The organism is Mycobacterium sp. NPDC050853 (assembly GCF_040653875.1).
GTDB lineage: Bacteria > Actinomycetota > Actinomycetes > Mycobacteriales > Mycobacteriaceae > Mycobacterium.
In genome coordinates this window covers 497,870-511,643 of sequence record NZ_JBFAGW010000003.1, presented here as the reverse complement: position 1 = coordinate 511,643, position 13,774 = coordinate 497,870, and the positions used below count along the sequence as shown (strand labels likewise).

The following is a 13,774-nucleotide window of genomic DNA, read 5'->3' as shown; positions in this document are numbered from 1 at the left end:
GACGGGCATCCGTATAGTCGTGCGCTGAAACGATCGCGTGATCGCGCGGGATTGAGCACAGGGAGCACAGCACGCAATGGCAACGCCACGGACACCTAGCGCATCGGAAGCCACACACGCCGACAGCGACGACACCGACGCGACGAATCAGCCCACCGCCGTCTCCGCGCTGTCCGATGACGATCTCGGTTCGACCGCGCAGCGCGAGCGGCGCAAGCGCATCCTCGACGCCACCTTGGCCATCGCGTCCAAGGGCGGGTACGAGGCGGTGCAGATGCGCACAGTCGCCGAACGTGCCGATGTCGCCGTCGGCACCCTCTACCGCTACTTCCCCTCCAAGGTGCACCTCTTGGTGTCCGCGCTGGAGCGCGAGTTCGAACAGATCGACGCGAAAACGGATCGCAACACCGTCGGCGGCGGTACGCCATACGAACGCCTGCACACAGCGATCACCCGGCTGAACCGCAATATGCAGCGCAACCCGCTGCTCACCGAGGCGATGACACGCGCCCTGGTCTTCGCCGACGCCTCCGCCGCCGGTGAGGTTGATCACGTGGGCCGGCTGATGGACGGCATCTTCGCCCGCGCGATGGCCGGTGATGACAACCCGACCGAGGGGCAATTCCACATCGCCCGCGTCATCTCAGATGTCTGGACCTCCAACATGATTGCCTGGTTGACGCGGCGCGCGTCGGCAACCGATGTGAGCCACCGTCTGGACCGAACCGTCAGGCTGCTGCTCGGCATTACGTAGCCGTTTCAGGTTGGTTGAGTCTCCCGACCCCTTGCCAACCGGGCACAGACAGGTAGCGGACGTAGACTCGGCTCCCGTGGTGAGTGCGCAAGATCTACCCGTCGAACTGCGCCGGGCTCTTTCCGAGGTTGCCCGTACCCCCCGGCTGCTGGTGGCCTCGGATTACGACGGAACCATCGCCCCACTGGTCAACAATCCCGATGATGCGCGCCCGCATCCCGAATCGGCCACGGCCCTTCGGGCATTGGCCGGGCTGCCATCGACAACCTCGGCGCTGATCTCCGGACGTGCGCTGCGCGATCTGGCCACCCTGTCACGGCTGCCGGCCGAGGTGCATCTGGTCGGAAGTCACGGCTCCGAATTCGATGCCGGATTTGTGCACGCCATCGACGGGGACGCCAAGGCGCTGCTGAAGACCATCACGAACCGGTTGTCGGCGATCGCCGCCGAATACCGCGGTGTCGCGATCGAACTGAAGCCCGCCAGCGTGGCCCTGCACGTCCGCAACGCCTCCGAAGAGGACGGCGATGCTGCGTTGACGCAAGCGCTCTCGGTGGCCAACGGCTGGGGCGCACAGGTGACCGAGGGCAAGAAGGTTCTCGAGTTCGCCGTCATCCCCACCGACAAGGGGCAGGCCCTGGACATCCTGCGGCATCAGGAGGGTGCAACGGCTGCGGTGTTCATCGGGGACGACGTCACCGATGAGAAGGTGTTCACGCGGCTGCACGGCCCGGATGTGGGCATCAAGGTGGGCGACGGCGATACGCTCGCCGGATACCGCATCCCGGACACCGAATCGGTGGGTGTCGCATTGGCTTTCATTCTTGAGGAGCGCCGTACCTGGCTGCTCGGCGGGCACGCCACGCCCATCGAGCGCCTCACCATGCTCGCCAATTCACGCACCATCGCGCTCGTGACGCCCACCGGCGGCGTCACCTGGATGTGTCACCCGGAACCCGATTCGGCGGCGGTTTTCGCCCACCTTCTCGGCGGGGATGAGGCCGGACACTTCACGATTGGGCCCGCGCGGTCCGCACTGCCGCTCGGCCAAAAATACATCGACAGCACAATGACCGTCGAAACACGTTGGGCCAGCCTACAACTCACCGATTACCTGGCCCCAGACGAGATCCCCGGACGCACCGATCTGATTCGGGTGGTCACCGGCGAGGCCGATGCGGTCATCGCCTTCGCCCCACGTCCTGAATTCGGCCAAACCCCCGTGCAGCTGGTCGCCGAGGAAGACGGCCTGCGGGTGCTGGGCACCAACGATCCGATCGTGCTGCGAGCCCCTGGTGTCACCTGGACAATCGGGGCGGACGATCAGACCGCGACCGCAACCATCAGCCCCGCCAACGGCCCGGTGATTCTCGAACTACGCTGCGGTACTGAGGATCTCGGCGAAAACTCGATTTCGGAGCCGGAGCTGCGAGAGCGGGCCGAATCGTATTGGCGCGATTGGGCCCAGACATTGACCCTTCCAGACCGCAAACCCGGTCTGATGAAGCGCTCAGCACTGACGCTGCGTGGCTTGGTGCACGCCGAGTCGGGTGCGATCCTGGCGGCCGCCACCACCTCACTACCGGAAGACATTGGCGGCATTCGCAACTGGGACTACCGATACTGCTGGCTGCGGGATGCGTCGATGACCGCCTCGGCGCTGGTGGCGCTGGGATCCCTGCGTGAGGCCGAGGGGCTGCTCAACTGGCTGCACCGGGTGCTCGAGCATCTCCCCGGGCCCGATCGTCTACACCCCCTCTACACGCTCGCAGGCACGGTGCTGCCGCCCGAAGCCGTCATCGACTCACTACCCGGGTACGCGGGGTCCCGCCCGGTTCGTGTCGGCAACGCCGCCAATTCGCAAGTGCAGCTGGATGTCTTCGGTCCGGTGGTGGAGCTGATCCACGACCTGACCCACGCGCGCAAGCGTCTCGGACACACCGAGCCGCTGACCGACGCCGACTGGAACCTGGTGTCCGACATGGTTCTTGCCGTCGAACGTCGATGGTACGAACCCGACCACGGCATCTGGGAGATTCGCGGCAATCCGCGTCATCACGTCTACTCCAAGGTGATGTGCTGGGTGACGGTGGACCGAGCGGTGAAGCTCGGCGAAGAATTCCAGCGTGAAACTCCTCCCGCCTGGGTCGCGCTGCGCGACCAGATCGCCGCCGAGGTCATCGAGAAGGGCTGGAACGAGTCGGTCAAGTCCTACACCGCCGCCTATGACGGCACCGACCTGGACGCCGCCACCCTGTACATCGGACTGTCCGGACTGATAGATCCCGCCGACCCCCGGTTCACCGCTACGGTGATCGCGACTGAGGCCGAATTACGAAGTGGTGCAACAGTTTACCGTTACCATCGGGATGACGGACTGCCCGGCGGAGAGGGCGGGTTCCACCTATGTGCGGCGTGGCTGGTCGAGGCCTATCTGCTCATCGGTGCGCGATCCCAGGCCGAACTGCTGTTCGACCAGCTGGTCAAGGCCACCGGACCCACGGGTCTGCTCTCCGAGGAGTACGACCCCGTGGCCGAGCGCTCGCTGGGCAACCACCCGCAGGCATACAGCCATATCGGGCTGCTGCGCTGCGCCCAGCTGCTACAGAACTAGTTCGATCACTTCGCCCGCAAGATCGCCCCGGCGGGACTAGCGTCCGGGGTATCGACCGGGAGGTCTCCATGAAGCCCATGCAACGTCTCAGTTCAATGGCATCGCAGCAGTTCGCGAAGGTCAACAAGGCACTGACCACACCCACCGGTCAGCTGACCCCGCACGCCATCGCCAAGCTCGTCACGCCGAGCCGAAGCCTCCGGTCGGCTGTCCGCAACAAGATCGTCATGATCACCGGAGGATCCTCGGGTATCGGCCAGGCAGCGGCGCTGCAGATCGGCGCCGCCGGGGGCACAGTTCTGCTGGTCGCCCGCTCCGAGGACAAGCTGCAGGAGACGGCGACCCAGGTTCGTGGGGTCGGTGGCACCGCGCACGTATTCCCATGCGACCTGTCGGATATGGACGCGATAGACCGCATGGTCAAGGACGTGCTGGCCGAACACCACAAGGTGGACATCCTCATCAACAACGCCGGCCGGTCGATCCGGCGCTCACTGGCGCTGTCCTACGATCGGCCCCACGATTTCGAACGCACTATGCAGCTGAATTATTTTGCGCCCCTTCATCTCATCCTCGGGTTCATGCCGGGTATGCGGGAACGCAAGTTCGGACATGTCATCAACATCTCCTCCATCGGGGTGCAGACAAAGGTGCCACGGTTCGGTGCGTACATCGCGTCGAAGGCGGCATTGGACACCGTCTCGGATGCGTTCCAGGCCGAGACGTCCGACGAGGGGCTGCGGTTCACCACCATTCACATGCCGCTGGTGCGTACCCCGATGATCGCGCCGACAACGCTGTACCAGAAATTTCCGGCGCTGACCCCGGACGAGGCAGGTGAGGTGATCGCCAAGGCGATCACCGAGCGGCCCCGGCGGGTGGCCTCGGCGTTCGGACGGATCGCCTCGTTCGCGGACTCGGTGACACCGGAAATCATGGATGCGGTGCGCAATCAGGGCTACAAGATGTTCCCGGATTCCGATGCGGCCAAGGGCGTCAGAAACCTCAAACCCGAGGAAGTGGACAGCGGACAACAGATATTCATCGATGCCACACCCGGGGTGCACTGGTGAGCCTGCCGAAGCCGGGCACCGCCGGCCCCATCGTCATCACCGGAGCGTCCTCGGGAATCGGCACCGAGCTCGCGTACGGACTGGCCAAGCGCGGATACTCACTGGTCCTGGTCGCGCGTCGCAAAGACAGGATGGACCGGCTCGCCGACATCATCAGCGCACGCCACCGCATCGAAGTCGACGTGCAGTCACTCGACCTTGGCACCGAGCCCGGCCGCACCGCACTACGCGAGTGGATTGCCGTCAACCGGATTGCGGGACTGTGCAATTCCGCGGGGTTTGGGACCAGCGGAATCTTCCATGAGTTGCCGCTGGATCGCGAACGCGAGCAGATCGAGGTCAATGTCATCACGCTGGTCGAACTGACCCATGCCGCGGTGGCGGGGATGGTGGACCGGGGCACGGGCGCCGTGCTCAACATCGCCTCGGTCGCCGCGTTCCAACCGATCCCCTATATGGCGACATACGCGGCGACCAAGGCGTATGTGCAGTCCTTTTCCGAAGCGGTGCACGAGGAGCTGCGGGGTACTGGAGTTTCCTGCACGGTGCTGTGCCCGGGGCCGGTACCGACCGAGTGGGCCGAGATCGCGAGTGCGGAGCGATTCAGCGTGCCGGGTGTGCAGGTCTCGCCGAAGCAGGTCGCCGCGGCGGCCATCAAGGGCATGCTGCGCGGGTCTCGCAGCGTGGTGCCGGGAGCGGTACCTCAGGCGATGACCATAGCGGGACGATTCACTCCGCGATCACTGCTGCTACCGGCGCTGCGCGTCGCCTCCAATCTGAGTGAACGCTGACCGACGACCGACACGTTTTGCGCTCACACACCCTATCCGTCATAATGAAAATCGTTTTCATTACTGGATGGCTGGAGGTCTCCTGTGCTCGCTCGCGTCACTGGGTTAGCTTTGACGGTCGTAACCATCGGAACGCTCGTTTTGGCCGGCTGCGGCCACTCCTCCGAGCGGACCGGTGAGCCCACCGTGGTGGCCTCCACCGATGTGTGGGCCTCGGTGGCCAAGGCCGTCGTCGGCGACCACGCCACGGTGAGCGCATTGGTCAGCGGTGCCGACACCGACCCGCATTCCTTCGAAGTGAGCCCGGCGGCTGCGACGAAGGTCCAGGATGCCACCGTGGTGGTCTACAACGGCGGCGACTACGACCCGTACGTGGACAAGCTGCTCAAGGACGACAAACCGCGGGTCAATGCCTACTCGCTGCTCCCCGCCGACCTCCCCGAGCCGAACGAGCACGTCTTCTATCAGCTCGACGTCGTCTCCGCAGTAGCCGACCAGCTGGCCGACGAGTTGGCAAAGGTTGATCCGGAGCACGGCGATGCCTACCATGCCAACGTGAAAACCTTTCACAAGCAACTTGATTCGGTGAAGGCCGTCGAGCAGAGCATCGCCACCAAGCACAAGGGAGCCGCGATCCTCGCCACCGAGCCGGTGGCCCACTACCTGGTGACCGGTTCCGGGTTGGTCGACCTCACCCCACACGGGTACGCCGAAGCCGCCGAAAACGGCACAGATCCCGCACCTGCCGATATTGCTGCCGCCATGGATCTGATCACCACCAAGAAGGTGGCCGCTCTGCTCTACAACTCACAGACGGCTGGACCCGTGTCCAACCGGGTGAAACAGGCCGCCGAATCGCATGGAATTCCCGTGGTGACGGTGACCGAAACCTTGCCTACCGGAACCGATTACATCACCTGGCAGCAACGCACCGCCGAGCAGTTGGCTGCGGCCGTAGGATGAGCCGCTTGCGCGAAGACCATCAAGCAGAAAGGCTCGCATGACCGTTGCCTCACTGCGCAACGCATCGCTGAGCCGCGGTGGACGCATCCTCTGGGAGGACCTCGACCTCACCGTTGAACCGGGCGAGTTCATCGCGGTCCTGGGCCCCAACGGTTCCGGAAAGACCTCGCTGCTTCGACTGCTGCTGGGCCAGGTACCCCTGACCCAGGGCAGCCTCACTGTCACCGATAACCTCGGATACGTCCCCCAACACCGGCTCGCCGACAACGCGTTGATACTGCGCGCAGCAGATCTGGTGGGCCTCGGGATCGACGGGCACCGTTGGGGTTTGGCGGCATTTAACCCCGCCCACCGAGCCCGCCATCGCGCGGCAATCGACGTCGCGCTGAACCAGGTCGATGCGAGCCATTTGGCAACCAAGGCGGTCGCATCGCTGTCCGGCGGCGAGCTACAACGGGTGCGCATCGCGCAGGCATTGGCCGGCGATCCCGCGCTCCTGCTCTGCGATGAGCCGCTGCTGAACTTGGATCCAGCAAGCGCACAACAGATTTGCACACTCTTAGACAAACGTCGGCGCAGCGCGGAGACGGCAGTGCTGTTCGTGACACACGAGATCAATCCAATCCTGCCGTATGTGGACCGGATCCTGTACCTAGTGGACGGACGCTTCCGAATCGGCGCCGTCGACGAGGTGATGACGACCGAGACGTTATCCGAGCTGTATCGCACCCAGATCGACGTGGTGAAGGTGCGCGGTCAATACGTCGTGGTGGGCGAGACCAACGAATGTGCGGAGCACGCGCATGAATAACTTCTTCGACTTCGCCCTCACCGCCGACCTCCTCGGGCGAGATTTCGTACAGCAGGCGATCCTCGCGGCCGCACTATTGGGCCTACTGGCGGGGCTTGTCGGCCCGTTCGTGGTCATGCGGCAGATGTCCTTCGCGGTACACGGCTCCAGTGAGCTATCGCTGACGGGCGCCGCGGCCGCTCTCCTGGCCGGCGCCAATGTCGGGACCGGCGCACTGCTCGGAAGCGTGGTCGCGGCAATACTTTTCGGCGTCCTGGGACAGCGCACTAAGGATCGCGATTCGGCAATCGGCGTGGTCATGGCGTTCGGGCTCGGACTGGCAGTGCTGTTCATCCATCTATATCCGGGACGCACCGGCACCAGCTTCGCGCTGTTGACCGGGCAGATCGTCGGCGTCGGATACAGCGGATTGCTGATGCTGGTTGTGGTGAGCATCGTGGTGGGCGCGGTACTCGCCGTCACCTACCGGCCAATGCTGTTCGCCACCGTCGATCCCGACGTCGCCGAGGCTCGTGGAGTCCCGGTGCGTACCTTGGGGATTGTGTTCGCCGCGCTCGTCGGCCTCACCGCGGCACAGGGTGTGCAGATCGTCGGCGCGCTGCTGGTGATGTCGCTGCTCATCACTCCCGCGGCGGCGGCCGCACGCGTTACCTCATCCCCGGCTCGTGCCATCATGTTGTCGATCGTCTTCGCCGAGGTCGCCGCCATCGGCGGAATCGTACTGTCCTTGGCGCCGGGAGTACCGATATCGGTATTCGTCACCATGATCGCCGTATCGATCTATCTGATCTGCCGCGTCATCGGGCGCTATCGGAACGCCTGAGCGAGTTAGGCTCGCACGATGAGCCGCATCGACCTGAATGCCGACCTGGGTGAAGGTTTCGGTGCCTGGCGCCTGGGCGATGATGAGGCCATGCTCGACGTGGTGACGAGCGCCAACCTCGCCTGCGGGTTCCATGCGGGCGACCCCGCCACACTGCATCGCACCTGCCGTGCTGCCGCACAACGCGGTATCCGCATCGGCGCACAGGTGGGCTATCGCGATCTCGCGGGATTCGGTCGCCGGTTCATCGATATCGCCGCCGACGACCTGTACGCCGATGTGGTGTATCAGATCGGCGCACTGGATGCACTCGCCCGCACTGTCGATTCTTCGGTGTCCTATGTGAAACCGCATGGTGCGCTGTACAACACGATCATCCACCACGAGGTGCAGGCGGATGCGGTGGCACGGGCGGTGCGGGATGTCAACGCCCAGCTCCCCGTACTGACCCTCCCACACGGCGTATTCGGCTACCGTGCAAGCGAATTGGGACTGCGTGTAATACCCGAGGCCTTCGCCGACCGGGGTTATCGTGACGACGGCACCCTGGTACCTCGCGGCGAGCCGGGCGCGGTGCTCAACGATCCCGCCACGGTGGCGAACCGCGTGCTCGCAATGGTGCGTACCGGGAGCGTGGCGGGAGTATCCGGTGTCTCGGTGCCGGTGCACGCCGAATCGATATGCCTACACGGCGATTCACCCGGTGCCGTCGACATGGCGGTGGCGGTGCGCACGGCATTGGTGGCCAATGGGATCGCGCTCGCCCCATTCGTCTAGCGGTGATATGCCGGAGGAAGCGGCAGCCCCTTCTCAGCCATGACATTCCGCAGAGTGGTCGGGTAGTCGGTGATGATGCCGTCGACACCCAGATCGATCTGCGCCCTCATGGTGGGGGCATCATCGACGGTCCACGGAATGACCTTGAGACCATGTAGGTGCGCCCTGTCGACAAACGCCTTGTCTATCAACACATACTCGGGAGACAGGATGGACGCCCCCACACCGATTGCGCCCAGGATCGGGTCCCGCACGACGGCGGGTTCGACGCCACCGAGCCACGGCGATCCGGGATACCAGGTGGTGTCGTCCCATAACGCGACGAGCGGAATACCGGGCACTTGCCGACGGGTCATCGGCAATGTGCGCCAATCAAAGCTCTGTATCTCCACCTTGTCGGTCTTGTCCGCGGCACGAATGGCGTCGAGGATGACATCGACGAAGACCTGCGGATCGGCCGATCTTTCCGGCTCGGCAGCTTCGACCTTGGTCTCGATGTTGTACCGTACGTTCGCGCGGTAGCTGTCGGCGAGGGCGAAAACCTCTGGCAGCGTGGCAATCTTGTCGCCCTTGACCACTTCGGCCTTCGGAAAATCCTTGAGCAGCTTGCCGCAGTCGAGGGTGCGTAGCTGCTGGTAGGTCAGATCCTTGACCAGCTTGCCGACATAGGGGAATTGTGGGTCGCCGGGTCTCACGGGTGCGGTATCGGAACATTTGGCAGAGTCGATCGCCGGGTCATGCCACACCATCGGCGTGCGGTCCTTGGAGATGACGATATCGAGTTCCAGGGTGTCAACGCCGAGCTCCAGCGATTTAGCGAAGGCGCGCAACGACTCCTCGGTGGTCTCGCCGCGCCCGCCCCGGTGGGCCTGCAGATCGAAGACCTGTGGATCTGCGTTGGCAACCGGCGTCAGAGTGAACAGCGTGAGAACGGCCAAGAGCGCGGCACGCAGCATGGGCACAAGGCTAGTCGCCACCGCCGAGCGCGCAACTGCGATCACATATTGCGAGATGGGGCGTGCGTAACTGCGCACTCAGCGGAGGTCAGCGCCGTTGGCGCGCGATCTCCGCGAGCACCACACCCGCCGCAACCGAGGCGTTCAGTGATTCGATGCGTCCAGCCATGGGGATCGACACCACGGCGTCACAGGTCTTGCGAACCAGCTGAGACAGGCCCTTGCCCTCGGATCCGACAACGACGACGATATCGCCGACACCATTGAGATCGTCGAGCTCGGTATCTCCGCCGGCATCCAGTCCGACGATGGTGAGGCCCTTGTCCTGCCAATCCTTCAGTGTGCGTGTCAGATTCGTAGCACGCGCGACCGGTAGCCGCGCCGCCGCACCAGCACTGGTACGCCAGGCGACCGCCGTTACCGAGGCGCTGCGGCGCTGCGGGATGACCACCCCGTGCCCGCCGAAGGCGGCCACGGAACGCACAATGGCACCCAGATTCCGCGGATCCGTGATGTTATCCAGGGCCACCAGCAGCGCCGGCTGCGCCTCCGCACGCGCCCGGGCCAGCAGGTCGTCGGGATGCGCATAGCGGTAGGGCGGAACCTGCAGCGCGAGCCCCTGATGCAAACCATTGGTGCTCATGCGGTCCAAGTCAGGGCGCGGAACCTCCAGAATCGAGATCCCGGCATTGGCGGCAAGGGACACCGACTCGGTCAGACGTTCGTCGTTATCGGCGCCAACGGCCACATACAACGCAGTGGCGGGCACGCCGGTACGCAGACACTCCAGCACCGGGTTGCGGCCCAAGACCATCTCAGACTCGTCGCCCTGTTTAGCCCGTCGCTGTTTCGCATCGCTGAATTTTCGTTGGGCCGCAGCACGTTTGGCGGCAGGATGCTTGGTCCGCTGCTCGGCCGGCGGTGTCGCGCCTTTGGCTTCCACCCCACGACGGCGCACCCCACCGGAACCGACGGTGGGTCCCTTCTTGGTACCCGCCTTACGTACAGCGCCACGGCGCTGAGAATTGCCTGCCATTTTTACTCTTCATCGCTACTGGTAAGGGCCCATTGCGGGCCGTCGGCGGTATCGGTTATCTCCAGGCCTGCCCGCTTGAGCCGGTCCCTGATTTCGTCGGCTAGCGCCCAGTCCTTCTCTGCCCGAGCTGTTCCACGTCGTTCCAGCTCAGCGGTGACCAACACATCGACCGCATTCAAGGCCGCCGACGTCTCATCGCGTGTCTCCCAGCGCTCATTGAGCGGGTCGCAGCCGAGGATCGACATCATGGCCCGAATGCTTTGTGCGGCAGCTAAAGCACCCTCGTGGTCTCCGGCATCCAACGCCCGGTTTCCGTCGGCGCGCATGGAATGCACCTCGGCGAGCGCGATCGGCACCGACAGGTCGTCGTCCAGGGCGGCCGCGAATGCGGGAGTCCAGGTACCCACCGATACCTCGCCGACCCGAACCCGCACCCGGTGCAGGAAATCCTCGATGCCGCAGTAAGCCTTCACCGCATCGGCGAGCGCATTTTCGGAGTATTCGAGCATCGAGCGGTAGTGCGCGCTACCGAGGTAGTAACGCAGCTCGACGGCCCGGACGCGTTGCAGCACAGCCGGAATGGACAGCACATTGCCCAGCGACTTGCTCATCTTCTCGCCACCCATGGTGACCCAACCGTTGTGCAGCCAGTACCGGGCGAATCCGTCACCGGCAGCGCGCCCCTGCGCGATCTCGTTCTCGTGATGCGGGAAGACCAGATCCATTCCGCCGGCGTGGATATCGAATTCTGGGCCCAGGTACGTCTCGCACATCGCGACGCATTCGGTATGCCAACCCGGACGACCGGGTCCCCACGGGGTTGGCCAGGACGGCTCACCGGGCTTTGCACCCTTCCACAGGGTGAAGTCGCGCGGATCGCGCTTTCCGGTCGCCACACCCTCGCCCTGATGTACGTCGTCGATCTTGTGTCCGGACAGTTGCCCGTACTCCGGATAGCTCAGCACATCGAAGTAGACGTCGCCGCCGCTGGCGTACGCATGCCCGGTGTCGATGAGCCGCTCGATCAGCTCGATCATCTGAGTGATGTGCCCGGTCGCGCGCGGAGATACCGAAGGCGGCAGCACGCCGAGAGCGTCGTACGCATTGTCGAAGGCGCGCTCGTACGTCGACGCCCACTCCCACCAGGGCCGTCCGGCATCGGCGGCCTTATGGAGAATCTTGTCGTCGATATCGGTGACGTTGCGGACAAACAGGACGTCATAAGCGCGGGCGGTGAGCCAGCGGCGCAGCACGTCGAAGGCCACACCGCTGCGCACGTGCCCGATATGGGGCAGACCCTGCACAGTTGCACCACACAAGTAAATGGAGACGGCCCCGGGCTGCAGGGGCACGAAGTCACGCACGACACCCGCGCGGGTGTCGTAAAGCCGAAGCGGAGCGTGACCGGTCACGACCAGCGAGCTTACCGCGATGAGACGAGTGCCGTTGCCACCGCGGCCAAGCCCTCGCCTCGCCCGGTCAGCCCCAGCCCGTCGGTCGTCGTGGCCGATACCGAAACCGGCGCCCCGAGAAGGCCCGACAGAGCCGCTTGAGCCTCCACGCGGCGCGGTCCGATCTTCGGCCGGTTGCCGATGACCTGCACCGCGGCATTGCCGATCTGGAAACCGTTGTCGTGCAGTAGCTCCCGCACATGGGTCAGCATCTTTGCCCCGCTGACTCCGGACCATTCCGGTTGGCCCGTGCCGAATATGGCCCCCACATCGCCCAGCCCGGCCGCCGAGAGCAGAGCATCGCACAGCGCATGAGCAGCGACGTCGCCATCCGAATGCCCCTCGCAGCCGTCGTCGTCGGGAAAGAGTAAGCCCAGGAGCCAGCAGGGTCTTCCAGGAGCGATGGGATGCACATCGGTGCCGATACCCACCCGGATATCCGTCATCGGACCTCCCCGCTTGATCCTCTTCGCGCAACCGGCTCATCCCCGCTTAATCCTCTTCGCGCAAGCGGCTCATCCCCGGCGAGGATCGAGGACGCCATGATCAGGTCGAACGCCGTCGTGATCTTGAACGCCATTCGGTCTCCTTCCACCACGTGAACCGGTTCTCCGAGCTGCTCGACGAGCGCGGCATCGTCAGTGGCCACATCGCCCGCGACGGCATAGGCACGCCGGAGGATCTCGGTAGCGAAGCCCTGTGGGGTTTGCACCGCGCGTAGGGCGGCCCGGTCCGGAGTCCCCTTCACGTTTCCGTCGGCATCAATCTCTTTGATGGTGTCCGCGACGGGAATCGCGGGAATCACCGCGGAACGGCCGCCGTGCAGCTCCGCGACAATGCGGGCGATCATGCCTGGAGGGGTCAGCGAGCGCGCGGCGTCATGTACCAGAATCCAGTCGGCCGCATCGACCGCGGCGAGACCGGCACGCACCGAATCGGTCCGTTCGACACCTCCTGGCACGACGGAGGCAACTCGGCCAACCAAAGTCTTGGCCTGGGCCACGTAATCAGCACCGACCACAACGATGACCTGGTCCACGGCCCCCGATGCACAGAGACCATCGACGCAGTGCTCAAGCAGAGTGCGCCCCGCCAAAGTGACGAAGGCTTTCGGAATGTCTGCACCCAGCCGCACACCGAGACCGGCGGCTGGAACTATCGCCGCCGTCCTACGAGGCAGCTGCGAGCACCTCGTCGAGCATGATGTCGGCCCTGTCACCGTTGGTGTTCTCAGCCAGCGCGAGCTCACCGACCAGAATCTGGCGGGCCTTGGCCAGCATGCGCTTCTCACCGGCAGACAGTCCGCGTTCTTGCTCGCGACGCCACAGGTCACGCACGACCTCGGCGACCTTCTTCACGTCGCCGGAAGCCAGCTTCTCTTGGTTGGCCTTGAATCGACGGGACCAGTTGGTCGGCTCTTCGGTATGCGGTGCACGCAGCACCTGAAAGACCGTGTCCAGACCCTCGCGTCCCACCACGTCACGAACACCGACGTATTCAGCGTTGTCAGCAGGCACACGGACCGTCAGATCACCCTGGGCAACCTTGAGAACGAGATACTCTTTCTGCTCGCCCTTGATGGTTCGGGTCTCGATCGCTTCGATGAGCGCTGCACCATGATGTGGATAGACAACGGTGTCGCCGACCTTAAATATCATCTTGTTTCGTGCCCCTTTCGATACCCAATTCTAACACGGCGTATCTCGAGGTGCCCACCAACGGTGC

General features: G+C 64.4%; 14 protein-coding genes. 8 read left to right on the top strand and 6 right to left on the bottom strand.

What is annotated here, in order from left to right; genetic code table 11:
• The first annotated feature begins 76 nt into the window (after nt 1-76).
• The 8 genes from kstR (at nt 77) to AB0H22_RS14395 (ending at nt 8,606) form a co-directional block, all read left to right on the top strand.
• Entirely contained in the window at nt 77-754 is a 678-nt protein-coding gene (gene kstR, locus AB0H22_RS14430; RefSeq protein WP_180750794.1) for a cholesterol catabolism transcriptional regulator KstR, read from the top strand.
• A 79-nt stretch (nt 755-833) separates the two neighbouring features.
• Complete coding sequence (gene otsB / locus AB0H22_RS14425; RefSeq protein ID WP_358147059.1) at nt 834-3,368, top strand: trehalose-phosphatase; 2,535 nt, start codon at nt 834-836, stop codon at nt 3,366-3,368.
• Nucleotides 3,369-3,436: 68 nt separating this feature from the next.
• A complete protein-coding gene (locus AB0H22_RS14420) occupies nt 3,437-4,441 on the top strand; it encodes an SDR family NAD(P)-dependent oxidoreductase (RefSeq protein WP_180750793.1) in 1,005 nt (334 codons plus the stop codon).
• Nucleotides 4,438-5,232, top strand: a complete 795-nt coding sequence (locus AB0H22_RS14415) for an SDR family oxidoreductase (protein WP_358147011.1) — start codon at nt 4,438-4,440, stop codon at nt 5,230-5,232. Before AB0H22_RS14420 ends, AB0H22_RS14415 begins: the two co-directional genes overlap by 4 nt.
• Before the next feature lie 84 nt (nt 5,233-5,316).
• Nucleotides 5,317-6,195 (top strand): zinc ABC transporter substrate-binding protein, encoded by an 879-nt coding sequence (locus AB0H22_RS14410; protein ID WP_358147010.1) that lies wholly within the window; start codon nt 5,317-5,319, stop codon nt 6,193-6,195.
• A gap of 37 nt (nt 6,196-6,232) precedes the next feature.
• Entirely contained in the window at nt 6,233-7,006 is a 774-nt protein-coding gene (locus AB0H22_RS14405; protein WP_180750790.1) for a metal ABC transporter ATP-binding protein, read from the top strand.
• Nucleotides 6,999-7,829 carry a metal ABC transporter permease gene (locus tag AB0H22_RS14400; RefSeq protein WP_180750789.1) on the top strand — a complete coding sequence of 277 codons (831 nt, stop codon included), beginning with the start codon at nt 6,999-7,001 and terminating at the stop codon, nt 7,827-7,829. Before AB0H22_RS14405 ends, AB0H22_RS14400 begins: the two co-directional genes overlap by 8 nt.
• A gap of 18 nt (nt 7,830-7,847) precedes the next feature.
• Nucleotides 7,848-8,606, top strand: coding sequence for a 5-oxoprolinase subunit PxpA (locus tag AB0H22_RS14395; protein WP_358147008.1), 759 nt, complete (start codon nt 7,848-7,850; stop codon nt 8,604-8,606).
• Here AB0H22_RS14395 and AB0H22_RS14390 read toward each other — a convergent pair.
• The 6 genes from AB0H22_RS14390 to AB0H22_RS14365 all read right to left on the bottom strand — a co-directional run bounded on the left by AB0H22_RS14390 (nt 8,603) and on the right by AB0H22_RS14365 (nt 13,707).
• Nucleotides 8,603-9,562, bottom strand: coding sequence for a glycerophosphodiester phosphodiesterase family protein (locus tag AB0H22_RS14390; protein WP_180750787.1), 960 nt, complete (start codon nt 9,560-9,562; stop codon nt 8,603-8,605). The genes AB0H22_RS14395 and AB0H22_RS14390 overlap by 4 nt on opposite strands.
• An 88-nt stretch (nt 9,563-9,650) precedes the next feature.
• A complete protein-coding gene (rlmB, locus tag AB0H22_RS14385; RefSeq protein ID WP_180750786.1) occupies nt 9,651-10,598 on the bottom strand; it encodes a 23S rRNA (guanosine(2251)-2'-O)-methyltransferase RlmB in 948 nt (315 codons plus the stop codon).
• A 2-nt stretch (nt 10,599-10,600) separates the two neighbouring features.
• Nucleotides 10,601-12,010 carry a cysteine--tRNA ligase gene (gene cysS / locus AB0H22_RS14380; RefSeq protein ID WP_358147007.1) on the bottom strand — a complete coding sequence of 470 codons (1,410 nt, stop codon included), beginning with the start codon at nt 12,008-12,010 and terminating at the stop codon, nt 10,601-10,603.
• An 11-nt stretch (nt 12,011-12,021) separates the two neighbouring features.
• Nucleotides 12,022-12,495: a 2-C-methyl-D-erythritol 2,4-cyclodiphosphate synthase gene (ispF, locus tag AB0H22_RS14375; protein ID WP_180750784.1), complete on the bottom strand. Its 474-nt coding sequence runs from the start codon at nt 12,493-12,495 to the stop codon at nt 12,022-12,024.
• Nucleotides 12,492-13,229: a 2-C-methyl-D-erythritol 4-phosphate cytidylyltransferase gene (gene ispD / locus AB0H22_RS14370; RefSeq protein WP_358147058.1), complete on the bottom strand. Its 738-nt coding sequence runs from the start codon at nt 13,227-13,229 to the stop codon at nt 12,492-12,494. The genes ispF and ispD overlap by 4 nt, the downstream gene beginning before the upstream one ends.
• Nucleotides 13,219-13,707, bottom strand: a complete 489-nt coding sequence (locus tag AB0H22_RS14365; protein WP_180750783.1) for a CarD family transcriptional regulator — start codon at nt 13,705-13,707, stop codon at nt 13,219-13,221. The genes ispD and AB0H22_RS14365 overlap by 11 nt, the downstream gene beginning before the upstream one ends.
• Nucleotides 13,708-13,774: the final 67 nt, after the last annotated feature.

What these genes read in the sequence shown, in the direction of transcription:
- kstR (WP_180750794.1), top strand. Translation starts at nt 77, where the DNA reads ATGGCAACGCCACGGACACCTAGCGCATCGGAAGCCACACACGCCGAC.
- AB0H22_RS14420 (WP_180750793.1), top strand. Translation starts at nt 3,437, where the DNA reads ATGAAGCCCATGCAACGTCTCAGTTCAATGGCATCGCAGCAGTTCGCG.
- AB0H22_RS14405 (WP_180750790.1), top strand. Translation starts at nt 6,233, where the DNA reads ATGACCGTTGCCTCACTGCGCAACGCATCGCTGAGCCGCGGTGGACGC.
- AB0H22_RS14400 (WP_180750789.1), top strand. Translation starts at nt 6,999, where the DNA reads ATGAATAACTTCTTCGACTTCGCCCTCACCGCCGACCTCCTCGGGCGA.
- AB0H22_RS14395 (WP_358147008.1), top strand. Translation starts at nt 7,848, where the DNA reads ATGAGCCGCATCGACCTGAATGCCGACCTGGGTGAAGGTTTCGGTGCC.
- AB0H22_RS14390 (WP_180750787.1), bottom strand. Translation starts at nt 9,562, where the DNA reads ATGCTGCGTGCCGCGCTCTTGGCCGTTCTCACGCTGTTCACTCTGACG.
- rlmB (WP_180750786.1), bottom strand. Translation starts at nt 10,598, where the DNA reads ATGGCAGGCAATTCTCAGCGCCGTGGCGCTGTACGTAAGGCGGGTACC.
- ispF (WP_180750784.1), bottom strand. Translation starts at nt 12,495, where the DNA reads ATGACGGATATCCGGGTGGGTATCGGCACCGATGTGCATCCCATCGCT.
- AB0H22_RS14365 (WP_180750783.1), bottom strand. Translation starts at nt 13,707, where the DNA reads ATGATATTTAAGGTCGGCGACACCGTTGTCTATCCACATCATGGTGCA.